The sequence below is a fragment of the Hydrogenobaculum acidophilum genome, from assembly GCF_054656715.1.
In genome coordinates this window covers 29,091-53,367 of record NZ_BAAHXP010000010.1, presented here as the reverse complement: position 1 = coordinate 53,367, position 24,277 = coordinate 29,091, and the positions used below count along the sequence as shown (strand labels likewise).

Here is a 24,277-nt window from a genome sequence, read left to right as displayed (position 1 = left end):
TCAATTAAAGTTTATGACCTTATCAAACTCTGATATCTTTCTAAACATATCGTAAGAAGAGCTTGAAATAAAGTTTTGGGATTTTATAGACTCTTCAACGCCCCTTTGACGGGCTGAATGAGCACAATATATTATCTTTACACCTATATCTAAAAAGCTTTTTGTCATGTCGTAAGTAAGCCAGTAAGTGCCGTTTCCGCTTAAAAATATCGTCACGCTAGCTTTTCCTACAAGGGCTTTTGATAGTTTGTATACGCTGTCAAAGTCTTTCGAAAAGGGGTTTGATGTCACTACTATAAGTATGTTCATCTTGCTTTTCTAACGATTATCTCCCATCTTTTATCGTCTATCTTGTTGGTGGCTAGCACCTCTTGACCTTCATCTGTCATACTCTTTGGCACGCTAACTGCCGACGGTTCGTAATCCACTATTACCCTTAATATCTCTCCTTTTTCCATGGTCTCTAAAACCAGCTTGCTTTTCACAAAGGTAAAAGGACAAATCTCTCCGGTGATATCAAGCTCTTTGTTTATTTTAAAATCACTCATCTTAACAATGATAATATTATTAAAAGCCAAATACTATGATTATAGATATAAATTTACCCAACTTTCCAATGTAAGTATGACATAAAAAGTCTCCTATGGCATAATTTTTTAAAAACTGTATTCACAATTAAGCGACAAGCCTGTCACCGTTTGCAATAACAAAAAAGAGATTATCATCAATGGCTAAAATCCCATTGGTAATGTTTAGAAATTTATCGTAAGCTTTTATACTATCCTTTATAGCTTTTATCTTTTCATCGTTTAGTCTTACTTTCTTCATAAGATTATTTTATATGTCTCCAAGTATCTTTTTCACACTTTCTTTTATAGATTTTGATATGCCAAGTTTTTTAAGCTTTTCATCGTCAGATTTTATAAAATCATAAAGGCTGTCAAAGTGTCTATATATAATCTCTCGTTTTATCTTACCAACGCCTTTTACCTTTGATAGCGTATCTTCTATAAACTCTTTTGAGCGAAGGTTTCTATTGTAGGTAATGGCAAAACGGTGCGCCTCGTCTCTTAAAAGCCCAAAGACCCTATAAAGGGCTTGGTTGTCTTTTATGGGTATTTCAAGCCCATCTTCTGTATAGATGATTTCTTCTTTTTTTGCTAAAGAGCATACGTATATGTTTAATAAAAATTTTTCCTTTACTTCGATACCCATTGAAAGTTGACCTTTACCACCGTCTATAAGCCACATATCCGGAGCCTTATCCTCTTTTGATACTATCCTTTTTGCCCTTCTTGATAAAACCTCTTTCAAAGAAGCAAAATCATCTATGTAATCCACGGTTTTAATCTTGTATCTTCTATATTTTGATTTGTTTAGGCTGCCTTCTTCCCAAACCACTATAGAACCCACTGTGTAATGTCCTTGAAAATGACTTATATCGAAACACTCTATCAGTTTTGGGGCTTTTTTCCCAAAAAGCTTATGAAATTCGCTTTCAAACTCTGCAGTGTCTGGTTTTAAAATTACATTCTTTTCTATTATCTTTAAAAGCTGTTTTGGTATATTTAAAGAGAAGCTTGTATCTTTTCGTTTTGATTTTATAAAAAGCCTAAAATTTTCTGTAATATCAAAGTTTGTTATTATTTTCTTAGGGATGATATTTGACATATAATATGTGCCAAGCATCTCTTCATGGTCTATAATCTGGTCTTTGTTTATAGAAAACTCTTTATAAGCCACAAGACGTTTGTTTCTTATTATGAAAAGCCATAAACTATAACCTTCCAAGTAAAACACATCCGCTTCTTCTATATCGTATAAAAACACCCCTTGACCTTCTACTATGTTCTGCAAAGCCAATACCTGGTCCCTTAAAAATGCCGCTTTTTCAAAAGCTAAATTTGAAGCGTATTGCTCTATTTTTTCGTGCAAAATAGGAAGTACATCTTTTACGTTGCCCGATAAAAAGGCTTTGGCGGATTTTACGCTTATAGCGTAGTCTTCTTTGGATATTAAATTTGCGCAAGGACCAGAGCAAAGCCCAAGATGATAATCCATACATGGTGTTGGTCTTTTTGGCATTTCTTCACACGTTCTTAGCTTGAAGGTGCTATGTATTAGCTTTTTAATCTTTATAGCTTTGTTTACATTTAGAAAGGGTCCAAAAGCTTCTCCTTTTTCTTTCGTGTCTCTGGTGATTTTAACAGTAGGATAATCTTCGTCAGTTATAAGTATGATAGGGTAACCGCTACCGTGTTTTAAAAGCACGTTGTATTTTGGCTTGTGAGTTCTTATAAGGTCCATTTCTAACAAAAGAGCTTCGTATTCGCTGTTGGTCACTATCCACTGAAGCTCCGTGGAATGTCTAAATATATTTTCTTCCTTTTGAGAGTTTGCCCTTTCTTTTAGATGCTGTAATAATCTTTTTTTAAGGCTTACCGCTTTTCCTATATAGATATAGTGTCTTTGGTTTTTAAAAATATAAACGCCTGGTTCTTCGGGGGCTTTTTCTATAAGTTCAGCGAGTTCCATACCTACTCAAATTAATAAAACGGTTGTTTGTATCTAAACATCTTTTATTCTATCAAAGTTTAATATATCCATATAATCCCACTCTCTATAAGCCATAGCATATATTTTCTTTTTAGATAGGTAGTTTAACATATCTTCTTTTATTTCAAGGGCAGCTATTATAGGAATAATTTTATAATCCTGATATTCCTTGAAAAGCGCCCTAAACCTCGGTATTGTATCTTCTAGAAAACTATCTATATAAGCTGTCCTCATAGTTGATTTTACTTCTATAAGGTATACGGTTTTACATGTATCAGATACCGCTATTACATCAAACTCCCCATTAAGGTCTTTTGTTTTTCTTTCCGCATTTGTAAAGATGGCACTAAGTTCACAAGAAAAGTACTTTTCGACAACAGGTCTTACCGCAGGCCTTACTATATCTTCTGTGAGTTTACCAACTTTATTTGCAATCTCACCCATCAGTTTATTAAACTCTCTTCTGTCTTTTTGTCTATCTTCTTCTGATTGCCTTTTATACTCTTCCATCTTCCTGTTGAATTCTTCTCTGTCTTTTTGTCTATCTTCTTCTGATTGCCTTTTATACTCTTCCATCTTCCTATTGAATTCTTCTCTGTCTTTTTGTCTATCTTCTTCTGATATTTTTACAATTTCCTCAATTCGTCTGTTAAACTCTTCCCTATCAAGCTTTCTGCTTTCTTCTGATTGCCTTTTATACTCTTCCATCTTCCTATTGAATTCTTCTCTGTCTTTTTGTCTACTTTCTTCTGATATTTTTACAAGCTCTCTCATCTCTTCCTTGAAAGAAATCATTTCTATCGTAAGTCTTTCAACGAGTTCTTCTAACTTGTCAATCCTTTCCTCTACCGTCTTCATAAGCTCCTCTTTAAAAAAGATAAATACTTTTTACCAAAAAAACAACTATATATGATATAAGCCATTCTAATTTTTATTTACCATTCAAGTGTAATCTTGAAAGTTCCGTTTTCGTATTTGGCTTTTACCGAGATACTATTTCGCTGACAGAGAGCTTTTACTATATAAAGACCAAGGCCTAAGCCTTCTTTTGATTCGTCTTCACGGTAAAAAAGCTCAAAGATTTTTGAGGCATCTGATATAGGCTCGCTTGGGTTTTCCACTACAAGCTTGGAAGATGATATTTTGACGTTTATAAAACCGTTTTCTTTGTTGTATTTTATGGCATTATCAAAGATGTTCTCTATTATCATAGACATATCCATGGGGTCTGCATAAACTTTAAGCGTTGTATCCTCTTCAATGCTAACAGCGATATTTTTTGACTCTAGGGCATCTTCTAAAGAATCTACGGCATCCTTAACAAATTCATTTATATTTATCAAGGTTTCTTCGTTTGGCTTTGATATGAAAATGGATTTTACACGGTTTACCGTATCCTCAATACGAGCTATAGCTTCTTTGGCACGTTTATCTTTTATGTCTATAAGTTTTAAAATACCAACCGGTGTGTTTATAGCGTGCATGCTACCCTTTAGGACTATATCAAGCTTTTGGGTGTAATCTTCAATAGGCTTTAAAAATATGCCAGCAAACAAATAAGATATACCAAAAACAGATAATGTTAGCAAGAAAAACAACAAGCTTGCATAAAAGATTATTTGCTTTTCTGATTCTATTATATCTTCCATAGAGGCTTTTAAGAACACCGTATATATATTACCGTTGTATTCAAACCTGTCTTTTATCTTTATGGTATTTTTATCGTCTTTGTCTATTTTGTTTACATCGTAATAAACTTTACCGTTTGATTTGATAGTGATGCTAAAACCTGGTGGAAGCGTAAAGGCTTTGTGGTTTGCCACTTTTAGGATGGCTATTTTTGCAAGTTCCTCTGAACGATTTTTTATTATCTCTTGGGCGTATCCGACGTAAAGGTTGTATACAATATAGTAGAAAAATCCCATTACAAGTACAAATATGATTGAATTTAGTATGGCAAATTTTAACTTTGCATTTGTAAAAAGGTTTTTAAACAAGTCTGTAGCCAAGACCTGGGACGTTTCTTATAATGTCTTTGTTCTCTTCTTTTAAAAGTTTTCTTAAAAGCTTAAGATGGGTCCTTATGGAATCTTGGCTTGGAGTCTCCGCCATATCCCAGCAGTTTTGCATAAGAGTTTCGTAAGATACAAGTTTTCCAGCTTTAAATATAAGAGTTTCCAATATGCAGGCTAACTTTCTGGTAAGCTCTTTCTCTTCACCGTCCACTATAAGGACTTTCTTATCCATGTCGTAAAGCACATTTTCCCTTAGTTTTACAACACTTCCTTTTATGTTGTGCTTTCTCCTTATAACAGCCTTTATACGAAGAATAAGCTCTTCTACGCTAAAGGGCTTTGTAATATAATCGTCTGCCAAACAATCCTCAAAACCCTTAGTCTTGGTGCTAAGGTCAGCTATAGCACTTATAAAAATGATAGAAGCTTCTTTGTTTAACTCTCTGATATCTTTACAAAGGTTTATGCCGCTCTCTTTTCCAAGCATTATATCAAGGCATATAACATCAAACTCTTCAGATTTTAAAAACAACAGTGCATCTTGGGCACTGTCCGCCCCTTCACACATAAATCCATTTTCTTTTAATTTTTTACATAAAAGCTCTAAAAGCGTCTTATCATCTTCTACAACAAGTATTTTCATAGATACGTAGCTTCTGAGAGTTTTATAACCTCTTCTTTTAACCCTTCCAAGCCTCTTTGTTTTAGGCTTTTAACAAAATGACTTCCTATCACCACGCCGTCCACATATTGTTTCAAAGCGTTTATATGCTCTTTTGTGGATATACCAAAACCAAGCACTATAGGCTTATGGCAATGCTCTTTGTAAGCTTTTGCGTATTCTTTTATGCTGTCTATCGGAAGTTTATCCCTTGCACCTGTTATACCTGTTATAGATACCATATAAACAAAATCGGTGGACATCTTACATACGGTAGATACTCTTCCGTTTTTAAAAGAGGTGGGAGCTAGAAGCATCACAAGGCTAAGACCTCGTTTATCAAGGGATTTTCTGATGTCTTCTGATTCCTCGGCGGGCAAATCTGGTATTATAAAACCATCTATACCAGCTTCTTTGGCCTCATCAAAAAAACTATCCAAACCAAGCTTAAAAATAGGGTTAAAATATGTCATCAACAAAAAAGGTTTATCTTTGTGTTTTGTCTTTAGGCTTTTAGAAAGATTAAATATATCTTTGTGGGTGATACCGTTTTGTAGAGCTATAGTATGAGCTTCTTGGATTGTTGGGCCATCTGCCACTGGGTCTGAAAAAGGAAACCCAATCTCTATCATATCAGAGCCGTTTTCTAAGAGTATGTCAAAAGCTTTGTAAGAGGTTTCTAAATCGGGGTATCCGGCCACCATGTAAGAGAGCAACGATATCTTGTTTTTTTCTTTTAAAAGCCTAAAAGTTTCAGATATATTCATTTTAGCTCCGTAATCTCTTTTTCTTTGGAAGCCGATAGGTTTGATATCTCATCTATATATTTGTCTGTAATCTTTTGAAGTTTATCAAGAGCTCTTTTTATTTCATCTTCAGATATGCCTTCCAAAGACTCTATCATCTCTTTGGCATCTCTTCTTATGTTTCTTATAGCCACCTTCGCTTCTTCGGTAGTCTTATGTAAAAGTTTTACAAGCTCTTTACGTCTTTCTTGGGTAAGAGGGGGCAGCGTAATGCGTAGCGTATTTCCCTGTCTTGCTGGGTTTAAAGATAGTTGTTCCATTATAGCTTTTTCTATTGGCGATATAGCGTTTTGGTCCCATACCTGAATGAGTATCTGACTTGGCTCTGGTACGCTTACGTTACCCACTTGTTTAATAGGTACCCTAGAGCCGTAATACTCAATCTTTATATCTTCCACCAAAGAGCTAGAGGCTCTACCTGTTCTAAAACCTGCCAATTCGCTCTTAAAATGGCTTATGCTCTTTTTCATGCTCTCTTCAGCTTCTTTCAAGATATCCTCTATCATATTACTTATTATAAATCAAAAGCCTGTAATTTTTATGAAAATTTGATATAATAATAAATTATTAACTTTGAGAGGTAAAGCTATGGGTAGTAAGAATGCAGCGAGGTTGCAAGACTTGATGTTAAATCAGCTAAGAAAGTCTAAAGTAAAAGTGTCTATATATCTTTTAAACGGCGTAAGGTTGCAAGGTAAGGTAAGATCTTTTGACCTTTATACAATACTTATAGAAGATGGTAAACAACAAACGCTTGTATACAAGCACTCTATCACAACTATAATACCAGCCGAAAGACTAGAACTAAATTTTAACGAAGTAGACGAAGAGGAGGAAGAAAATTACAACGTATAATATTTCATCTTGATTTCACTTTTCTAGGTTATACTAATTTAATGGACTTAAATGTACCAAAACATATAGCTATAATAATGGATGGCAATGGAAGATGGGCTCAAGATAAGGGAAAGAGTAGGTTTTACGGACACTATGCAGGGGCTGAGGTAGTGGAGCCTATCACTTTAAAAGCCAAAGAGCTTGGCGTGAGTTATCTTACACTTTTTGCATTTTCTACAGAAAACTGGAAAAGACCAAAAGAAGAAATAGATGTGCTTTTTAAGCTTTTCAAAGAATACCTTGTAAGAAAAGAAGAAAGTATTTTAAAAAATGGTATAAAGATGAAGTTTATAGGAAGAAGAGACAGGATACCAAAAGATCTTCTTCAGTATATGGAAGACATAGAGCAAAAAACCAGTCAAAACAACTCTATAACGCTTACACTGGCAGTGGATTACGGCGGATTAGACGACATTACAAGGGCATTTAACAAGCTTTTGGATAAAAAAAAGAAAATAATAACCCAAGAGGATATAAAAAAAGCTTTGGACACATACTTTCTACCGGCGGTAGACCTTCTTATAAGAACTGGCAACGAAAAAAGGATATCAAACTTTTTACTTTGGGATTTGGCTTACGCTGAGCTTTTTTTCTGCGAAAAATACTGGCCAGATTTTACACCAGAAGATTTGTGCATCATAGTGGAAGATTTTTTCAGAAGGAAAAGGCGCTTTGGAGCAGTAGAACCGGTAGATATGATATAATAAGAAAATAAGGCGCGTAGCTCAGTTGGGAGAGCGCAGGCTCGACACGCCTGAGGTCAGGGGTTCGATCCCCCTCGTGCCTATTGATAGGCATTACATAAGGAGGTTTTATGAGCAAAATAATAGACGTAAAAGCAAGAGAAGTCTTAGATTCCAGAGGAAATCCTACAGTTGAAACAGAAGTAATCTTAGAGTCTGGTGTTAGTGGTATAGCGATAGTACCAAGCGGAGCATCTACGGGTTCAAAAGAGGCGTTGGAGCTAAGAGATAAAGATGAAAGATACATGGGGAAGGGTGTATTAAAAGCCGTAGAAAACGTAAACAAAGAAATAGCAAAAGCTATTATAGGAATAGATGCTTCAAACCAAACGGAGCTTGACCTCACACTTATAGAGTTGGATGGTACCGACAACAAATCAAACCTAGGAGCAAACGCGATATTATCGGTAAGCATGGCTTCAGCAAGAGCTATGGCCAATGAGCTTGGAATACCTCTTTTTGCATATCTAGGTGGTGTTTTTGCAAGAAAACTACCTGTACCTCTTATGAACATAATAAACGGTGGGGTCCACGCAGACAACCCTCTTAGCATTCAGGAGTTTATGATAGTGCCTTATGGAGCGGATACATTTTCTGATGCTCTTAGGATGGGAGCCGAAACCTTTCATACTCTTAAAAGCCTATTAAAAGAAAATGGGTTTGCCACATGCGTAGGTGATGAAGGGGGCTTTGCACCAAACTTGGAATCCACAGATATGGCTATAGAATTTATACTAAAAGCTATAGAGAAAGCAGGATATACACCAGCAGAAGATATAGCAATAGCTCTTGATTTTGCAGCATCTGAATTTTACAAAGATGGTATATACACCATAGATGGTAAAAGCTACGACAAAGAAGGTCTTTTAGAGTTTTGTGTAAAGCTTTTAGAAAAATATCCGATAATATCTATGGAAGACCCGGCTTCTGAAGAAGACGAAGAGGGATGGCAAATGCTTACAGAAGAACTAGGCGATAGAGTACAGCTCGTGGGCGATGATTTGTTTGTAACAAATCCAAGTATATTTTTGGAAGGTATAGGAAAAGCCATGGCAAATGCGATACTTATAAAGCTAAACCAAATAGGGACTGTCACAGAAACCCTAGAAACCATAGCTATAGCAAAACAATACCGCTACAACGCCATAGTATCACACAGGTCTGGAGAAACTGAAGACACGTTTATAGCTCATTTAGCCGTAGGCACAAACGCAGGACAGATAAAAACGGGTTCTTTGTCAAGGTCTGAGAGAATAGCAAAGTACAACGAGCTTTTAAGAATAGAAGAATACCTTGGGTACGGAGCCCAGTATGCGTCAAAAGAAGAATTTTGGCCATTTTTACAGTAACTTTATAACTAAAGGCTTTTTCCTTTTGGCCGTATTTTACACCATATGGAATGTGTTTGTAAGCTCTTCTAACATATTTTCACTGATGGCTTTGGAAAATTCAAACGCACCTATTGAAAAGCTGTTAAAAAGGGAAGAGGAAAAGTACAACTATCTATACGCAAAAAAACAACAAATAGATGAAAGCCCAGACTTTTTTATGAAAAAATTCGCTAGTGAATATATGCAAATGCAAAGACCCAACGAAAAGATTATAATACTTCCTAAAAATTTATGGTTTAAAAAGCCAGAAGACGATAAAGATGTATCAAGCTCAAAATAGCGCTTACAAAAGCCTACAGCCCCTTTTGGGGCTTTTACCCTTTCATATAAACCTATCTAATCTTATGTATGCAATCATAATCGATACCGTCATATACTTTATTACCATATGGGCTATCGTATATGTATCACACAAATACGATGCTATTCATATAAGAAAACCTGCCATAGCAAGCTATACGATACTAAGCCTGTTTTTTATAAGTATTTTCAAGTTTGCCCTCTTGTCTTTGGCTTTTATTGGTATAGTATACATATTGTCAAACCTATAAATGTGCTAAAATAATTAACAATGGATAATTTGCATGGACTCACAGAACAAGAGTATGAAACTATCAAATCCCTAATAGGTAGAGAGCCAAACGATATAGAGCTTGGTATATTTGGGGTTTTGTGGTCGGAACATTGTTCTTATAAAAGCTCAAAACCTCTTTTAAAAAGATTCCCTACGGAAGGCCCATACGTAGTGCAGGGTCCCGGTGAAAACGCAGGGGTTATAGAACTAGAAGATGTCTTTGTAGCTTTTAAGATAGAAAGCCATAACCACCCATCTTTTATAGACCCTTTTAACGGTGCAGCCACTGGAGTAGGTGGAATAATAAGAGACATAATATCAATGGGTGCAAGACCTATAGCGCTCCTTGATTCTTTGAGATTTGGAGATATAAACCAAAGCAAAAGAATAACAAAAGGTGTAGTAAAAGGCATAAGCCACTATGGAAATTGTATAGGTATACCCACTGTTGGCGGTGAGACGTTTTTCGATGAGTGTTACAACAAAAACCCGCTAGTGAACGTATTTTGCATAGGTGTAATGCCTAAAAGCAAAATATACAAAGCAAGAGCTACCAAAGTAGGCCAACTCTTGTTCCTAATAGGCTCTTCCACTGGAAGAGACGGTATACATGGAGCCACGATGGCAAGCTCTCAGTTTGACGAAAAAGCTTTGAAGAGACGCTCAAACGTACAAATTGGAGACCCGTTTTACGGTAAGAAGCTTTTAGAGTCTATAATGTATATGGTGGATAAAGATTTACCCATTGGCATACAGGATTTAGGAGCTGGTGGTATAGCTGGAGCTTGTTTTGAAATAGCTTACAAATCAAACATGGGGGTTGATATAAACTTAGATGAAGTGCCCCTAAGAGAAAACGATATGAACGCTTACGAAATACTTCTTTCTGAAAGTCAAGAAAGGATGCTTATAGTCATAGAAAAAGAAAACCTTCAAGAGCTAATAAATATAGCAAGCAAATTTCATCTATCTTGGTGTGTATTAGGAGAAACAACAACATCAAACACAGTAAACATATATTTTAAAGGTGAAAGAGTAGCATCTTTGGACTATAAGATAGTGGCAGAAGGAGTGCCTAGCTGCTACGTAACACCTTCTAAAACCTTTAGTCCATCCATGGAAAAATTCATACCCGAAAAAATAGAGCCAAAAGAGCTTTTCATAAAGGTAATATCAAACCCAAACATAGCCTCAAAAGAACACATATACACCCAGTATGACTTTGAAGTGGGCACAAATACAGTTTTAGGACCTTCAAGCGACGGAGCTGTACTAAGGATAAAATGGCCTTTAAGACCGGAGATAAAATCAAACCAAGGAATAGCGATAAAAGCCGATGGCAACCCTTACTATATGGAAGCAGATCCTTACGAAGGGGCTAGGTGGAATGTGGCAGAATGTGTTAGAAATTTAGCTTGCGTAGGTGCAAAAGCCATTGCTTTTAGCGATTGCCTTAACTTCGGAAACCCAAGAAGAGAAGACGTAGCTATAAAAATGGAGCTTTGCGTAAACGGCATGGCAGATGCCATGAAAGAATTTTCCATACCTGTCATAAGTGGAAACGTATCTTTATACAACGAAACCGTAGAAGGCTCTAACATCGTAAACGTAATGCCAACACCGGTAATAGTAGGTGTAGGGCTTTTAGAAGATGTACACAAGCATATAGACCATAGGTTTAAAAAACCGTCAAGCCTATTCCTTATAGGAAACCTAAACCAAGAGTATACTCTAAACGGCTCCTTGGTGCAAAAGATATTAACAGGTAGCGTAAGAGGTGCTCTTACAAAAGTAGATATTGAAAAAGAAAAACTCTTGACTGAGCTTGTTATAAAACTTATCAAAGAAGACCTCATTTTATCAGCTCACGATGTGTCAATGGGAGGTCTTATAACAAACATATTTGAGAGTCTTGTAGATACAAACTTAGGAGCAAACGTGAGCCTTTATGTAGATGAAGATCCAACGATGTTTTTATTTGCAGAAAACCCCACAAGGGTAGTGGTAAGCGTAGAGCAAGAACTAGAAGAGCAGTTTAAAAATATGGTAGAACAAACGCCCCTTGATTGGATGCTAATAGGAAACATCACCAACGAAAGAAGCTTTATTATAGAATACAACGGAAGAGAACTTGTAAGCTGCGATTTAGAAACAGCAAAACATATATGGAAAAACAGTCTAAAAGATTTCTTTTAATCTACACGTTCACGTTTCTAACGGTGTTTATATTGGATGAGATAACGAAAATAGAGATAAGACACATCTTAAAACCAAACGAAAGCATAGATGTATTACCTATACTTAAAATAGTTTTAATATACAACAAAGGCATTGCTTTTGGTATGCTTTCTGGTATTGGTGGTGTTTTAAGGGTCCTTCTTCTAGAAATACTTCCTATTTTGGCTATTTTTATAAGTGGTTTTTATGCTTTTAAAAGCAAAGATACAAAAATAAGTATACTAATGGGTATGCTATCGGGCGGGGCTTTTGGAAACTTGTTTGAAAGGATATATTACGGCAAAGTTACAGATTTTTTATACTTTCATATAGAAAATCATTATTGGCCAGCTTTTAACGTGGCGGATAGCGCTGTTAGTTTGTCTATAGCAGGGCTTATACTGTTATCACTAAAAGAGCGTGAAAGATAATATGGCAAAGGTAAAAATATGCGGTATCACAAATTTAGAAGATGCTCTTTTGGCCCAAGAGCTTGGTGCTGATTTTTTAGGTTTTATACTTTATCCCAAAAGCAAAAGATACATAGAATTAGAAGATGCTTTGAAGATAAAAAAACATTTAAAAATACCAACGGTGGCGGTAATAGTAAATGAACCTATCGAAAAAGTAAAAGAGCTTCTCAATCATTTTGATTTTGTACAGCTTCACGGCGATGAGGATTGTGCTTTTAGCATATCAAATAGAATTATAAAAGTTTTTAGAGTAAAAGATGCTTTGCCAAACATAGAAAAATGCTGGGATGAAAACATACTTTTGTTTGACACACTATCTAATCAGTATGGTGGGACTGGTAAAAGTTTTGATTGGAACATATTAAAACCTTTAAAAAGAGATTTTTTTGTATCTGGAGGACTAAACGAAGAAAATTTAGAAAATCTAAAAGATATAAAACCTTACGCTGTTGATGTGGCATCTGGTGTTGAAACAAAACCCGGCAAAAAAGACCCCTACAAGCTAGAAAACTTTATAAAGAGGGCAAAAAAACTATGAATATAGCGATATTTGTATCAGGAAGAGGCTCAAACTTAGAGTCCATATTAAAAGCCAAAAAACAAGGATTTTTAAACTCAGAGTTTATTGTCGTATCAAACAATCAACATGCAAAAGCTCTTGATATAGCAAAATATTACGACACTCCGGCTTTTTACTTTGAGCCAAAACCAAAATCTTTGTTTGAAGAAAAGGTTTTGAAGCTTTTAAAAGAAAAAAACATAGATTTTATCGTATTAGCAGGGTTTATGGCAATACTTTCCGAAAACTTTATAAAATCCTATCCAAACAAAATAATAAACATACACCCTTCATTGTTGCCAGCTTTTAAAGGCATAAATGTACACAAAAGAGTGATAGAGTCAGGCGCAAAGTTTAGCGGTGCCACTGTGCATTTTGTAACAGAAGAAATAGACGCCGGTCCCATCATAGCCCAAGCCATCACCCCCATAGGCCAAGAAGACACCGAAACCTCGTTAGAGCAAAAAATCCTAAGCTTAGAGCATAAGCTCCTACCACAAGCCATAAAATGGATAGAACAAGAAAGAGTCTACATAATAAACCAAAAAGCTTACGTAAAAAACGCCAAATACGGCTCCTATCCTTTCAACCCTGGGTTGGAGTGGTGAAAATTCCATAACCCAGCCGTGACTTAGCTCCTAAGCCAAACTCTTCAAGTGCAATACTAAACCATTTTCTAATATCATCGAACGCATTACCCTCAAATAGCTTGGATATTTTCATCCTTAAGCCTTTAGAAATATTTTCACTATTTTTAATCTGCTCTAACCTATATTGATCAAATAAAACATAAAAACAAAATTCAACTCCTTCTCTTATCGTTAAAAAAACTATTGGCTTTGGATTTTCCCAATCACCAGGTATATCGCCTTGAGTGTAATAATTTGAATAATGAGGTGTCATAACATCAAGTTCAAACATATCTAGATTCTTTGGAATTACTGGAAAACTATCAAGAAATACTAAAAGGCCTTTTAACCCCTTAGTACCAAATAAAAGTTTGTGTTTTAAAATATTAAAATCATCTGAATCTGAGATGTTGTCATTATAAAGTTGTTCTTGGAGCTTTTTTATTCCTTTATCGTTTTGTCTATTCAACTTTGTTATTATATCCCAAAAACTTACCATTCTAACAACACCTTTTAGAGTACTTGCTGGAATATAAGGAATTCCAAAAATATGATGAAGAATTAATGAAACTTCTAGAACATTGCTATCACTAAGCCCAACAACAAGGCGAGAAACTGTTTTAAGTTTTAGGCAATTATCTGGTCGAAAAATATTTTTATAACCTTGATTTTCAAGAGCTTTGGCCTGAGCCGACAAGCGGGTTTCAACACTTTTATAAGTCTCATAGATTGTTTCTTTTTCCTTAAACCATTTGATAAACTTATTTAAAAATAGCGCTTTACTTTCTCCGCCTATACTTTCTCTATCAATACTAAACCATATACTGGACTTCGCTTTATTATTGTTTTTATTATTTTTTATAATTTCAACATCTAAAATAGGAATATATTTTTTAAGAAGCAACGAAGCAGATTCAATTTTATTTATACCGCTATCATTCCAAGCTTTGTCAAAAAAATACTCCTTCAACGAGTCTTCCTTATTGTGTTTTTCGTTCGCTTGTTTGAAAAACTTTTGATTTCCAAACCAAACGCGTCCATTTTTGATTTCAAAATTCATATTGGTCTCCTCTTTTTAAATAAGCCAGGTTTTCTAAAATAAGCTTTCCTCTGCTTGTGATTTTTAGTCTATAAACTTTTTGTTCATCTTCCTCAATCTCAACAAGCCCATAGATTTCAAGTCTTTCAATTTCATCTTTGCTGCTGTTAAAAATATTCTCAGCCTCTTTGCCGCTAACAATCTTGGTTGACAGTTGGTCTAAAATTTTTATTTCCTTACCTTTTGGCAAATAGAATAGTTTTGGCAGGAAAACTACTTCGCTAAATTCCTCATTCATATAATAGATATCACAACTTAGCAAAGAGCTAGCTAAGGCACAGGTCATAACATGGGCTTTAAAACCTCCGGTGGGGTTAAAATAAACGTAATATCCCTCTTTTATCTTCTTATTGGCAATTGAAATTAATCTGTCAAGAAGTTCTGCTATGCCTTTTTTAAATTCGTCTTTAGCATACTCTCCATCAAACTGAGCCTCAAAGAAATATCCTGATGTTTCATAAGGTGTATATAGTTTTATACCTAATTCTTTTAAATAACTTTCTATCGCCCTTCTTGAAAGTTCATTTGAGCTTGTATTTGTTCCAAAAAGATAGACTTCAATATCTTTATAATCTTCATAATTTTTCTTTTCGATAACTCGCAAAAACGTATTCAATTCTGCGCAACTCAGTTTGGGATTTTGCACTATGAAGCTTTTTAGATCTTCAATAATTTTAGGATTATCTAGCATTTCCCTCCATTTACTTTCTTCAGAGACTTTTATGTTTTTATCAATAATGTTTGCTTTTTGAGCATTTGTTATAAGCGAAACTCCTGTGCTTATTATATGAAACTCTTTCATTGTTCGGCCTCCTTTTCTATTTTTATTTCGGCTTCAACAATCCTTTTAAGCCAATTTGAAATAGCAAGAATCTCAATAGTAGCAGCGCGAAGTTTTTGGAAATCTGCTTCAACAAGTTCTTTTAAAGCATCATTTGATATGTAATTTTTCTTTTTAAGCCATTCGTTGATGTTGTCGTAAACAGGTTTTTTCTCTTCTTTTGATTTGTAATATGCAAGAGTAGGGATTAGACCATTATTAACAATTAATTGAGGCAATCTCTTAACACTTAAAGCATATTTTTCTTGATTTTTTTCATCACTACTTTGCTTCAATATTTCAACTTTATGCAAGCAGAAACTCGCCCTTTCCTGTTCCAAGGTTTTCCTCATATTTGGCATAATTTTTCCTCCTTATTGGCTTTTTTGTTCATTATCGCTTTGCAAAAATCTTGATTTATATCTTTTAAAGAATTTTGCTCTTACTAATCCTTTTCCAAGTGTTTCATTACCACCAAGTTGAAGTAGTGAGGACTGTTTGAATAAATTGCTCAATTCTTGATTAACATAATCAGCATTTAGAGAATTGTTTTTTTGAAATGAATCTCTTATAAACATAAGCGAATAAAATATGCTTTCAGAAGGTATAAACTCCTCTGTAAACAAAGCTGTGCCATCAACCGTCCCGGTCTCATGGTTTATTCTTATTCTTGTTCTTATCTCAACGGCATAATTAACAAGATCTGCAAAAACGTTATCAGATACTATGGCAATACGCCTATCAAGATTTTTTGTTAAATCATTCGAGGGAATTAAAAGTTTTAAACAATTAGCTATTTTAGTTAAAATATTAGTATTTTTCATATCAGCTTTAAAAACAAATTCCTCAAGAGCAACAGTTTTTTCTTCAACAATTAAATTACTATCTTCAACAATTAAATTACTATCATTGCTAACAAGAATACAATCATCTGAAATACCCTCATCTAAAACACCATTAAACGAGAATCCTTCAAGCTTAACTCCGGCGGCTGTCAAATCCTCTTTTAGTCTCTTCAAAACAAATGGACAGGTTATCCAAGCAAATATACCCCTAACGGAACGAACTGGGTATAATAAAATTTTAGCATCGGTTATGCTTATACAGCCTGCAAAGTTAGAACCTTCGTTTTCAGGACCAAATATCGCTTCAACCAGATTTTTATTGTTCCATAACCTCTTAGCTAAATCTCTTAAAACACCCTTTATCCCGCTCGACCACAGAATCAGAAAGCTAGTATGTCTTTCTCGTTGGATAGGTAAATCCACATAAGAAATACTTTGACCTGTGCCCATATGAATAGGACTTTCCGCATAAAAAGTTAGAATTGCTGATTTTTCATACATACTTATTTTCCTCCTTCTCATTTAATTTTGTTGATAAAACTAAATTCGTTCCTATAAAGTCCTGATTACCAAAAGAAGAAAAATCATAATTTTCCTGATTCTTTATCAAATAAGATATAGTTTCAATTTCAACATATTTGTTATTTTTATTTTCATACTTAAGCCAAAAAACTGTTCCTGGTGGAAAAGCTCTCTTAGTCTTTACATTTGATCCAGAATTAATACCAATTGTATCATATTTAGAAAAACACATAGAGGTAATTTTAAAACCATTTATATTTGGAACTTTACAATCAAAAACGCCATAGCCTAGAAATAAAATCTTTACTTTATCACCATTTTTGATTTGTATTTTATGAGGTATGCTTAATTTTTTTGTTATCCAATTTATAAAATTATCTTCTTCAACTTCATACATTACATTTCTCATCTCACCTCCCAGCTTTAAAACTCTTGGTTCTTTTTGAAATTTATCTTTAAACTCTTCATTAAAATCAGTCCAAAAAACAAAATTTATACCTTTTTTAACTTGTAAAAATTTTACTCTATAAAGTGAATCTTCTTCACCTCCAATAGAGTTCAGAGAAGGTTGTATTTTTATTCCGACTCTTTGGTCATAATCGAAAATATCTCTCATGCTCAAAACACAATTATCTTTTATTTCTTCGCCATTAATCCAACTTTTAAGTCCTTCAATAGATATAAAGCCCTCAAACGATTCAATCTCTTCATCTCCTTTATAGATAGCAAGTTTTTCTACACGATCAGGTTTGTTTGTATTGCTATATTGAAATAAGCTCAACACTAAATTATTAGGTTCAACTAGGAAAAGCCTTTCTATGGTTTCTTTTTTTCTTTCTCCAAATATATTTTGTGGTTTTGGAAAATAAGTAATCCCATCTTTTTCAATAAAAGGGCCATAAACCGCTTTTAATAACTTTGACGGACCGGCATAAATTTTTGAACACACAGCACCCGCGAAAGTAGTAGGGTGAGGAGGAAATATAGACTGGACAGATTCGCCTACATTAAATGGCTTACCGCTCCCAAAGAACAAGACATCGTAAGGTTTTATTGTAAACTTCAACACTTTTAAATCCTCCTTATAATGTTGTTACTTTTAAGCATGCTTAAAAGTTCATCTATAGCTTTCCACTCATTTTGCGGGAGTTTAACATCAACGTTATTAAGATTTAGCCTTGCATCTTCAGGCATAAAGCGCGATTTTAATACGATGAAAAGCCCTTCGTATTGGTTGTCAAATTGCAGAATTTTAAGCAAAAGCGGAGAGGCGCGGCGAAGATTTTCGTTTCCTTTCTTGATATTAATTTGTCCTTTTTTTGATATGCTTGAAAAGAAGAAATTCAAAGGCAATCCAAAAATTGGTCGCTCAAATAAAGTATCTTCTCTATTTCTCTGTAATATGCTTTTAGCGTTTTCATAGTCAGGATTTCTATAACTTCTGAATGCCATTAATAAAAAACCCATAAAATCAAGTAGCTCTATATGATTTGTTATTTGATTTAAACCCCATGAGTTTGCAAGATATTTGCCTTTTCTATGTTCTTGAACATTTCTTACAAATTTTGAATAATTTTTAAAATTATGTTTCTCAACTCTATAAATTTCAAAGTTATCTGAAAAAATAAACGGTATATCATTCCTCGCCTGCCAAAACCCTAAACTTTTTATATAATCCAGCTGACTTTTAAGCCATTCATCTATAGAGTTTTGCGGTTTAAATTCAAGTTTAAAATCATTTGGAAAATCTCCTTCAACATCTTCAATGGCAATTGATCCAAAACCTCTTCTACTTCTACTTCCAAAATTTCCAAGATTGAAAGCACACCATAAACCACAGAAAAATTTCTTAATATCATTGTTTATAGTTTTTGGATGAAAACTTATAATTAAATCAAAAACTGTACCATCGGGAATTGCCTTTCTTGATTTTAAAGAAAACCCAATATAATTATAACCTTTATAGTCTTTACTATTGCCTTTCGGACTAGTAAAATCTTGCGGATTAAAAGAGGCGCTTTTTATACTAATTCTTGCTAATCCCTGATTTGGATTTTTACCAGCAAATCCAAAAAGTCTTCTTTCATCTTCAAGAGACCCACCTAAAACCCTAAACCACCATCTTAAGATCCCATTTATACTCTGTGTTCTCAGCTCAGCTTGCTGATCCGCACCCTTCATAAATAAAGGCGTTAAAACTTTACATTTAACATTAAAGCTTATCATCATAATATATCTTCTAGCCCAAACCCTAGATTGAATATTTGTTTTTCAAGCTTTTGAAATATATTACATTCTTCATAAACAAGAACTATACCAAAATATTTATTATCAATTGTCTTTTTAATTTGAATTATCAATGGTGAAACTTCGCGATCCCATTCTTGGGGTTTATAAGAAATCTTTTTAATTTCCAATTGCCTCTTCAATTTTCTATAAAAATTATCTCTTAAATTGTTCATAGCTTCTTCCCAACTATTCCAAAATTTCTTTATCAAATAAATTTTTGTATTGGTTATATTCATAAAATAGTTAATTTTTTTATTATGTCTATTATTAATCTTATCTTTGATTGTTCTCGATAATTCATCAAAATTTTCATTACCAGAGCTTAATTTATGATCAGTATAATTAAGTTGCACACTTCCAAACCCTCTTCTCCATCTTGCACCTATTCCACCAAAAAGAGATAAAAGCAAAATAGAATCATAAAGATCTTTAGTGTAACTAAAATTTGATAAAAATCTAAAAGAGATTTTAAAATTTTGTTCTGGTTCATATGCTGAACGTTTTATTCTAGAATAATCCTTGCTTTTATTGTCGTGGTTATTTTTTCTATTATCATTCATGCATAAGTAAGCATTCTGCTTTTTTTGAAGCGATTGCTCAATCCTCAAATAAAATGGGCATGCTTTCTTTGTTGAACCAAAAACTTCGCTTTCTATATCTTTTAACTCTTCTATATTACTAACCTTTCCTACCATATAGAATCTAAACCACCATCTCAACATCCCTTTTATCGATGGTATTCTTAATTCTGCTTCATTTTTATCAACACCAGTCATTATTATAGGAGTCGTAACTTCGAAATTATACGTTTTAGTTTCTAAAAACACAGACATAATATTCTAAGCCTCCATATATTCCAAAAGTGCATTTTTAATCTTTTTAATCACTTTATCATCGTCTTTATTATATCTAAGATAAAGCTTATTATCTTTTTTTCTAATTTCTGTTACGGTTCGCTCAAATCCAGCATGAGCAAAAAAGTTTCTTGGATTCCATTGACCATCTCTACCATAAAGAAAATTACCAATTTTCTCCCAATTGTTTGATGCTTTATCTATAAGCCTATTATTTTCTTCGTCTTTACCTTTTTGCAAGTTATATATTTCATTTCTAAGCATTGGCACGTTAGCTGTTAAATCAAAATATCTATAAATTGCAAATTTACTTTCTATTTCATCAATGTCAACACCATCAGGACAATTCTTAATATTTTCCTTAGATAAGACTTCAATAATTCCAGCGTAAAAACCAAGTGATAATAGGGCTTTCAAATATTCGCTTTTTGATAAATTAGCAGAGTTTTGCCAATCCTTTGAAAGCTTTATTTTAATTTCGTTTATTAAATCTTTTACAAAATCAATTATATTGTTATATTCGTCATATTCAAACTGATATAAGACAAGCGGCGTATTATTCTTTAGGGCCGAGAAAAAAAACAAGAAAATTCTCTAAAATTTTTTTTAAGTCTCCTCTTCTTCTTCTATTTTCTCGCTTCTCGTTTTCGTCTTCAACATCAGGAAACAATATACTTGGCAATCGTTCCTTATCTTCTTTTGTTAAAGGAGATGAGAAAAATGCTTTGAAGCTCAATTGTTGAATATATAGTTTATAGTTATTTAACGATGACCCTAAAATTGGGTCAGAAAAAGAAATAAAAATTTTTGGTATTATATCTTTGTTGAACCAATTTTTGAGTTGCGCAAAAGTTGCGAAATGCCTTACAGCTTCAAGCATTGCTGATATATAAATATTCAAACCTGATGAGATGTCAAAATAAAACTCGCTTTTCTCTGTTGAAATATTGAGATATCTTTCAATCAGGTCGCATAAAATTTCTAATACTATATCGTCATAATGTGAATTAAAGATTAGCTTTTCTGAAGTATCTGGTTTTTCATAGGTTCCGAAAGAATGAATAACTATAAAGCTTGATGCTTCCTTATTGTGTGGATGATTTTTTAATACTTTTTTTGGGTCATCTAGATAGTCGTTAATCTCTGATTTAACAAGCTTTGCAAAATCATCATCTTTTAAGCTTTCAAGTATCTTATTGTTATAAACTATGCTTACAGGATAGATGACTATAACTTCCGCATCTTGTTTAAAATATTCTTTTAAAGCAAGCGACGAAAGAGGTTTATTGTAATTGTTGTCTTTATAAACAAAACTTAGGTTATCTCTGTAGTTTCTATCAAGCCTTCCTATCTGATAGATAAACCTTTTCATAGGTTAGACTTTTTTGAAATCTTTTCAGAGATTAAAAGCAAGTTAGCAAAATCATAAATATCAAGCTTATCAAACCAATTCAACATTTTCTCTTCGAAAAACCTCATAATACCTCCATCATCTTTAATTTTTCTTAGAAAAACTCTTTTTAGCTCTAATTTTAAAACTTCCTTAATTTTTTGATTATTTTGCCCATCGTAAAGCTCATTAACAATCATAAAATAATCATATGGAAATCTTGATGAGATTTGTTCGCTTCTAAGCTTGCAAACCAGTGTATCAATAAACTCAACAAGATCCCATGTACCACCACATTCCCTTTGCTCACCGCTTCTGCTCAAAAATCTTAAACAAAAGCTATTTTTTCCATAATGCTTTTTTGCTCTTCGCTCTGCGGCATTTACCTCCTCTAAAGCAAGATATAAAGGATATTTATAATGAACAATGACAATTCCTGCACTCATTGAAGCTTTCGGGCTTAAAATACTTTTGAAAGTTTTTTGCAAGTTATAAGCACAATCTAAAACTTCTTCAACTGGTAAAAGCGCTAAAACATCATCTCCACCCGCATATACAAGTTTTCCCCAATAATCTTGCTCCACAATTTTTCTAACATGCCCGAGAGCAAAACTAGAAAGTCTTCTGCTAAATGCTTGATGTAAAGATGGAGACATAGGATGCTTAGAACATAACATCTTTTGAATCAATGTCTTATCTTTATCTTGCCAATAAGAAATTAAAGCGTTTTTCACTTTTTCATGTAGCACTTTCTCTATCGTTGAATTAAATTCACCTTTTAACCATTTACCCATATTATCCCCATCCATTTGTAATATTGCGTAATATCTTGAAGGATTTACTTTTTTATCTTTGCTATTTAAAATTTCCACAATTTCATTAAAATCGCTTTCATCAACTTTAATTCCATATTCTTTGGCAAAGTAATTGACTCTGTAATTCTCTAACATAAGAAACTGACCATCTATACCATAAAGCGTATCGTTTGCAAGCTTAGGTACTGAGACAGTTTTTGGTAATCTTTCATCGTTGTTTTTTGATTTTATGGTCAAAACAAAATTATCGTACGCCTGTTTTATAGAATTCTTTATATCATTGCTCAATATTTTCTTTTCTCCAATGCTTGCCATTTCAGGAGTTGATGGGAATCTAACTCTGTCTGATAGACCAATTTCATCCTTTATTATATCTGGAAACAATCTTTTTGTTAGACAAATACCACATAGCTTCTCATCTTTGCTAACTAAGCTAGGCCTATTGTTTCGCAATTTATCCCATTTTTCCGCCCCTAAATTTAACACTTCATATTCGCCACACAAATGGCACTTTTCACTAGGATACTCTTCACCAGGATACTCTTTATGTTCAAAATCCCTAAGGCTTTTTCTTGCACCCAGTAGCTTTTCTGTAAGTTCAATGAGCAGTGAATAAGCAGAGCCTACATTAGCAAATTTATAATATGGGTTTTCAACAATGTTTTTAACCGTATTATAAATCTCGTTTTTCCCAAAAAGCTTACTGTAATCACTCAATGCATCATCGGGAGAATATTTACCTGAGTCTTTGCTCCAAGGCATAATAACCCAATAAACCTGGAAATAAGCAAGGAGCTGTTGTTTTATATTATTTCCAAGTTTATTTTCTATATTATCTGATGAATCTAGTCCTGAAGGTATTATGCTATCAATTTCATAATAGACTTTCTCAGCAAGCTCTTCTAAAGCTTTTTTAAAAGCATCATAACACTTATTAGCTTGACGTTCATCGTAGGGAATAACTGCCAAAAATCTATTTGGCAGATTAGCAATTGTGAGCTTTTGTTTAATATCTTCGCAATCTTTATTACTATCTTCATTATTATTTTTATTACATATACACTTGTACCAACCATCAAACCATTCTCTAAATTTTGTATTATTTAAAAATTCTAATTCATCTGCATTAAATAAATCGGCAATAGGAAATTTCCTAAAAACTTCGCAAAGCCATTTATCAACTAACGGTTGTCCTAAAAGATTTGGAAATATAATAACATCTAGGCCTAGCTCTTCAACCAAAGGCTCCATGCTTTTCCATATTAGATAAGAAAGCATATAACTACCTGCCCACAGATCTGAGATCTTTCTAGCTTTTGAAATGAAACTTTGAACAGGGCCTATGGTAAACAACAAAAATGCAGGTTTAGGCAAAGCTGATGTAATAGCAGAAGTCTGAACCAAATGATCGTATATTGAGTGATTAGGAGCTCTAGTATCTGCTGGATGTTTTTCTATCTCAGGAAAAATTTCAGTATAGAAACACCAAAGAAAAAGGAAAATAAGTCTTGCTTTATCCTGATTATTATTCTGACTAAACAAATTCCCAAGCCTCTTATATAAATTTATTACTTCGTCTTTATTTGGTGATTCAACTTCTTCTTTTTCTTCAGAAAAAATATTTATGAATTGACATTCATCATAATTCACTCGCGAGTCTTTCTCAAATTGCTTTTCATTTTGTATGTCTTGAAATTTTGGTTTTACTATAACTCTACTCTGAGCAGAAGCAAGTTGATCAGCAATTTTTACGCTTTCATCCTCAAGAGCTCCATTAATATTAAGAGCCTCAAAGAGCTCTTTTGCGTCATCGAAATGTCCTAGAATATTTGATGCTTTATAAGGTGGGTCGTGTATAAGAGCTTTTAGCTTCTTCTCATATAATTCCTCATGTTTTCCTTCCATTTTATCCCTCTATAATCATACCTTAAAAAATCAAATATAAGCTATAAAAAATTATACCAAATTTTCATACTTTTAATCCAAATTCATAAGCCATATTGGATAAGTATGATTGAGTAGCTCTTTAATAGTAGTCTATGTTTAACTAATTTAAATACTTGTAAAAGTATAATCCGCGTTATAGTTGTCAATGAGTTTAGTTATATTATTTGTCTGGACT

General features: G+C 33.6%; 28 protein-coding genes and 1 tRNA gene. 10 read left to right on the top strand and 19 right to left on the bottom strand.

The genetic code is table 11. The features are described from left to right. The 9 genes from ACYQZV_RS06340 to frr form a co-directional block, all read right to left on the bottom strand. Positions 1–309 (bottom strand): DsrE family protein, encoded by a 309-nt coding sequence (locus tag ACYQZV_RS06340; protein WP_459894104.1) that lies wholly within the window; start codon positions 307–309, stop codon positions 1–3. Next, positions 306–548: a sulfurtransferase TusA family protein gene (locus ACYQZV_RS06335; RefSeq protein ID WP_459894103.1), complete on the bottom strand. Its 243-nt coding sequence runs from the start codon at positions 546–548 to the stop codon at positions 306–308. The genes ACYQZV_RS06340 and ACYQZV_RS06335 overlap by 4 nt, the downstream gene beginning before the upstream one ends. A 127-nt stretch (positions 549–675) precedes the next feature. Beyond that, positions 676–828 carry a hypothetical protein gene (locus ACYQZV_RS06330; protein ID WP_459894102.1) on the bottom strand — a complete coding sequence of 51 codons (153 nt, stop codon included), beginning with the start codon at positions 826–828 and terminating at the stop codon, positions 676–678. A 9-nt stretch (positions 829–837) separates the two neighbouring features. After that, on the bottom strand, positions 838–2,535 hold the full coding sequence (uvrC, locus tag ACYQZV_RS06325) for an excinuclease ABC subunit UvrC (RefSeq protein ID WP_459894101.1): 1,698 nt from the start codon (positions 2,533–2,535) through the stop codon (positions 838–840). Positions 2,536–2,568: 33 nt separating this feature from the next. Beyond that, entirely contained in the window at positions 2,569–3,414 is an 846-nt protein-coding gene (locus ACYQZV_RS06320) for a hypothetical protein (RefSeq protein WP_459894100.1), read from the bottom strand. A gap of 77 nt (positions 3,415–3,491) precedes the next feature. Continuing rightward, positions 3,492–4,565 carry a sensor histidine kinase gene (locus ACYQZV_RS06315; protein WP_459894099.1) on the bottom strand — a complete coding sequence of 358 codons (1,074 nt, stop codon included), beginning with the start codon at positions 4,563–4,565 and terminating at the stop codon, positions 3,492–3,494. Further along, positions 4,546–5,214, bottom strand: coding sequence for a response regulator transcription factor (locus ACYQZV_RS06310; protein WP_459894098.1), 669 nt, complete (start codon positions 5,212–5,214; stop codon positions 4,546–4,548). Before ACYQZV_RS06310 ends, ACYQZV_RS06315 begins: the two co-directional genes overlap by 20 nt. Continuing rightward, complete coding sequence (trpA, locus tag ACYQZV_RS06305) at positions 5,211–5,999, bottom strand: tryptophan synthase subunit alpha (protein WP_459894097.1); 789 nt, start codon at positions 5,997–5,999, stop codon at positions 5,211–5,213. The genes ACYQZV_RS06310 and trpA overlap by 4 nt, the downstream gene beginning before the upstream one ends. Then, on the bottom strand, positions 5,996–6,544 hold the full coding sequence (frr, locus tag ACYQZV_RS06300) for a ribosome recycling factor (RefSeq protein WP_459894096.1): 549 nt from the start codon (positions 6,542–6,544) through the stop codon (positions 5,996–5,998). The genes trpA and frr overlap by 4 nt, the downstream gene beginning before the upstream one ends. A gap of 82 nt (positions 6,545–6,626) precedes the next feature. Between frr and hfq the strand changes: the two genes are divergently transcribed. From hfq to purN, 10 genes are all read left to right on the top strand, one after another. Then, positions 6,627–6,893 (top strand): RNA chaperone Hfq, encoded by a 267-nt coding sequence (gene hfq, locus ACYQZV_RS06295; protein ID WP_459894095.1) that lies wholly within the window; start codon positions 6,627–6,629, stop codon positions 6,891–6,893. 41 nt (positions 6,894–6,934) lie between these two features. After that, positions 6,935–7,639: a polyprenyl diphosphate synthase gene (uppS, locus tag ACYQZV_RS06290; protein ID WP_459894094.1), complete on the top strand. Its 705-nt coding sequence runs from the start codon at positions 6,935–6,937 to the stop codon at positions 7,637–7,639. Between the two features lie 10 nt (positions 7,640–7,649). Then, a tRNA-Val gene (locus ACYQZV_RS06285) sits at positions 7,650–7,722 on the top strand. A 27-nt stretch (positions 7,723–7,749) separates the two neighbouring features. Beyond that, complete coding sequence (gene eno, locus ACYQZV_RS06280) at positions 7,750–9,027, top strand: phosphopyruvate hydratase (protein ID WP_459894093.1); 1,278 nt, start codon at positions 7,750–7,752, stop codon at positions 9,025–9,027. Between the two features lie 25 nt (positions 9,028–9,052). Further along, positions 9,053–9,349: a hypothetical protein gene (locus ACYQZV_RS06275; protein WP_459894092.1), complete on the top strand. Its 297-nt coding sequence runs from the start codon at positions 9,053–9,055 to the stop codon at positions 9,347–9,349. Continuing rightward, entirely contained in the window at positions 9,330–9,620 is a 291-nt protein-coding gene (locus ACYQZV_RS06270; protein ID WP_459894091.1) for a hypothetical protein, read from the top strand. The genes ACYQZV_RS06275 and ACYQZV_RS06270 overlap by 20 nt, the downstream gene beginning before the upstream one ends. Before the next feature lie 20 nt (positions 9,621–9,640). Further along, positions 9,641–11,839: a phosphoribosylformylglycinamidine synthase subunit PurL gene (gene purL, locus ACYQZV_RS06265; protein ID WP_459894090.1), complete on the top strand. Its 2,199-nt coding sequence runs from the start codon at positions 9,641–9,643 to the stop codon at positions 11,837–11,839. Next, positions 11,809–12,291: a signal peptidase II gene (lspA, locus tag ACYQZV_RS06260; RefSeq protein WP_459894089.1), complete on the top strand. Its 483-nt coding sequence runs from the start codon at positions 11,809–11,811 to the stop codon at positions 12,289–12,291. Before purL ends, lspA begins: the two co-directional genes overlap by 31 nt. Position 12,292: 1 nt before the next feature. Continuing rightward, entirely contained in the window at positions 12,293–12,871 is a 579-nt protein-coding gene (locus ACYQZV_RS06255; protein ID WP_459894088.1) for a phosphoribosylanthranilate isomerase, read from the top strand. Next, a complete protein-coding gene (gene purN, locus ACYQZV_RS06250; protein WP_459894087.1) occupies positions 12,868–13,500 on the top strand; it encodes a phosphoribosylglycinamide formyltransferase in 633 nt (210 codons plus the stop codon). The genes ACYQZV_RS06255 and purN overlap by 4 nt, the downstream gene beginning before the upstream one ends. On the opposite strand, the gene cmr6 is transcribed toward purN, so the two are convergent. The 10 genes from cmr6 to cas10 are packed head-to-tail and all read right to left on the bottom strand — an operon-like array spanning position 13,478 to position 24,060. Then, on the bottom strand, positions 13,478–14,581 hold the full coding sequence (gene cmr6, locus ACYQZV_RS06245; RefSeq protein WP_459894086.1) for a type III-B CRISPR module RAMP protein Cmr6: 1,104 nt from the start codon (positions 14,579–14,581) through the stop codon (positions 13,478–13,480). The two genes, purN and cmr6, sit on opposite strands and share 23 nt — an antisense overlap. Beyond that, positions 14,571–15,422: a putative CRISPR-associated protein gene (locus ACYQZV_RS06240; RefSeq protein ID WP_459894085.1), complete on the bottom strand. Its 852-nt coding sequence runs from the start codon at positions 15,420–15,422 to the stop codon at positions 14,571–14,573. The genes cmr6 and ACYQZV_RS06240 overlap by 11 nt, the downstream gene beginning before the upstream one ends. Further along, on the bottom strand, positions 15,419–15,802 hold the full coding sequence (gene cmr5, locus ACYQZV_RS06235; protein WP_459894084.1) for a type III-B CRISPR module-associated protein Cmr5: 384 nt from the start codon (positions 15,800–15,802) through the stop codon (positions 15,419–15,421). Before cmr5 ends, ACYQZV_RS06240 begins: the two co-directional genes overlap by 4 nt. 12 nt (positions 15,803–15,814) lie before the next feature. After that, positions 15,815–16,786 (bottom strand): type III-B CRISPR module RAMP protein Cmr4, encoded by a 972-nt coding sequence (cmr4, locus tag ACYQZV_RS06230; RefSeq protein WP_459894083.1) that lies wholly within the window; start codon positions 16,784–16,786, stop codon positions 15,815–15,817. After that, positions 16,779–17,876, bottom strand: a complete 1,098-nt coding sequence (gene cmr3, locus ACYQZV_RS06225) for a type III-B CRISPR module-associated protein Cmr3 (protein ID WP_459894082.1) — start codon at positions 17,874–17,876, stop codon at positions 16,779–16,781. Before cmr3 ends, cmr4 begins: the two co-directional genes overlap by 8 nt. Positions 17,877–17,878: 2 nt before the next feature. Continuing rightward, a complete protein-coding gene (gene cmr1 / locus ACYQZV_RS06220) occupies positions 17,879–19,036 on the bottom strand; it encodes a type III-B CRISPR module RAMP protein Cmr1 (RefSeq protein WP_459894081.1) in 1,158 nt (385 codons plus the stop codon). Next, entirely contained in the window at positions 19,033–19,929 is an 897-nt protein-coding gene (cmr1, locus tag ACYQZV_RS06215; RefSeq protein ID WP_459894080.1) for a type III-B CRISPR module RAMP protein Cmr1, read from the bottom strand. The genes cmr1 (ACYQZV_RS06220) and cmr1 (ACYQZV_RS06215) overlap by 4 nt, the downstream gene beginning before the upstream one ends. 6 nt (positions 19,930–19,935) lie before the next feature. Next, on the bottom strand, positions 19,936–20,535 hold the full coding sequence (locus ACYQZV_RS06210) for a TM1812 family CRISPR-associated protein (RefSeq protein WP_459894079.1): 600 nt from the start codon (positions 20,533–20,535) through the stop codon (positions 19,936–19,938). Then, positions 20,507–21,322, bottom strand: coding sequence for a hypothetical protein (locus tag ACYQZV_RS06205; protein ID WP_459894078.1), 816 nt, complete (start codon positions 21,320–21,322; stop codon positions 20,507–20,509). Before ACYQZV_RS06205 ends, ACYQZV_RS06210 begins: the two co-directional genes overlap by 29 nt. Further along, complete coding sequence (cas10, locus tag ACYQZV_RS06200; RefSeq protein ID WP_459894077.1) at positions 21,319–24,060, bottom strand: type III-B CRISPR-associated protein Cas10/Cmr2; 2,742 nt, start codon at positions 24,058–24,060, stop codon at positions 21,319–21,321. The genes ACYQZV_RS06205 and cas10 overlap by 4 nt, the downstream gene beginning before the upstream one ends. Positions 24,061–24,277: the final 217 nt, after the last annotated feature.

Excerpts from the sequence above, each read along its gene's own strand:
- ACYQZV_RS06310 (WP_459894098.1), bottom strand. The coding sequence starts at position 5,214 with ATGAAAATACTTGTTGTAGAAGATGATAAGACGCTTTTAGAGCTTTTA.
- lspA (WP_459894089.1), top strand. The coding sequence starts at position 11,809 with ATGGAAAAACAGTCTAAAAGATTTCTTTTAATCTACACGTTCACGTTT.
- uppS (WP_459894094.1), top strand. The coding sequence starts at position 6,935 with ATGGACTTAAATGTACCAAAACATATAGCTATAATAATGGATGGCAAT.
- ACYQZV_RS06270 (WP_459894091.1), top strand. The coding sequence starts at position 9,330 with ATGTATCAAGCTCAAAATAGCGCTTACAAAAGCCTACAGCCCCTTTTG.
- frr (WP_459894096.1), bottom strand. The coding sequence starts at position 6,544 with ATGATAGAGGATATCTTGAAAGAAGCTGAAGAGAGCATGAAAAAGAGC.
- eno (WP_459894093.1), top strand. The coding sequence starts at position 7,750 with ATGAGCAAAATAATAGACGTAAAAGCAAGAGAAGTCTTAGATTCCAGA.
- cmr6 (WP_459894086.1), bottom strand. The coding sequence starts at position 14,581 with ATGAATTTTGAAATCAAAAATGGACGCGTTTGGTTTGGAAATCAAAAG.
- cmr4 (WP_459894083.1), bottom strand. The coding sequence starts at position 16,786 with ATGTATGAAAAATCAGCAATTCTAACTTTTTATGCGGAAAGTCCTATT.
- purN (WP_459894087.1), top strand. The coding sequence starts at position 12,868 with ATGAATATAGCGATATTTGTATCAGGAAGAGGCTCAAACTTAGAGTCC.
- uvrC (WP_459894101.1), bottom strand. The coding sequence starts at position 2,535 with ATGGAACTCGCTGAACTTATAGAAAAAGCCCCCGAAGAACCAGGCGTT.
- ACYQZV_RS06330 (WP_459894102.1), bottom strand. The coding sequence starts at position 828 with ATGAAGAAAGTAAGACTAAACGATGAAAAGATAAAAGCTATAAAGGAT.
- trpA (WP_459894097.1), bottom strand. The coding sequence starts at position 5,999 with ATGAATATATCTGAAACTTTTAGGCTTTTAAAAGAAAAAAACAAGATA.
- purL (WP_459894090.1), top strand. The coding sequence starts at position 9,641 with ATGGATAATTTGCATGGACTCACAGAACAAGAGTATGAAACTATCAAA.
- ACYQZV_RS06255 (WP_459894088.1), top strand. The coding sequence starts at position 12,293 with ATGGCAAAGGTAAAAATATGCGGTATCACAAATTTAGAAGATGCTCTT.
- cmr1 (WP_459894081.1), bottom strand. The coding sequence starts at position 19,036 with ATGATGATAAGCTTTAATGTTAAATGTAAAGTTTTAACGCCTTTATTT.
- cmr1 (WP_459894080.1), bottom strand. The coding sequence starts at position 19,929 with ATGTCTGTGTTTTTAGAAACTAAAACGTATAATTTCGAAGTTACGACT.
- ACYQZV_RS06205 (WP_459894078.1), bottom strand. The coding sequence starts at position 21,322 with ATGAAAAGGTTTATCTATCAGATAGGAAGGCTTGATAGAAACTACAGA.
- hfq (WP_459894095.1), top strand. The coding sequence starts at position 6,627 with ATGGGTAGTAAGAATGCAGCGAGGTTGCAAGACTTGATGTTAAATCAG.
- ACYQZV_RS06335 (WP_459894103.1), bottom strand. The coding sequence starts at position 548 with ATGAGTGATTTTAAAATAAACAAAGAGCTTGATATCACCGGAGAGATT.
- cmr5 (WP_459894084.1), bottom strand. The coding sequence starts at position 15,802 with ATGCCAAATATGAGGAAAACCTTGGAACAGGAAAGGGCGAGTTTCTGC.
- cas10 (WP_459894077.1), bottom strand. The coding sequence starts at position 24,060 with ATGGAAGGAAAACATGAGGAATTATATGAGAAGAAGCTAAAAGCTCTT.
- ACYQZV_RS06320 (WP_459894100.1), bottom strand. The coding sequence starts at position 3,414 with ATGAAGACGGTAGAGGAAAGGATTGACAAGTTAGAAGAACTCGTTGAA.
- ACYQZV_RS06240 (WP_459894085.1), bottom strand. The coding sequence starts at position 15,422 with ATGAAAGAGTTTCATATAATAAGCACAGGAGTTTCGCTTATAACAAAT.
- ACYQZV_RS06340 (WP_459894104.1), bottom strand. The coding sequence starts at position 309 with ATGAACATACTTATAGTAGTGACATCAAACCCCTTTTCGAAAGACTTT.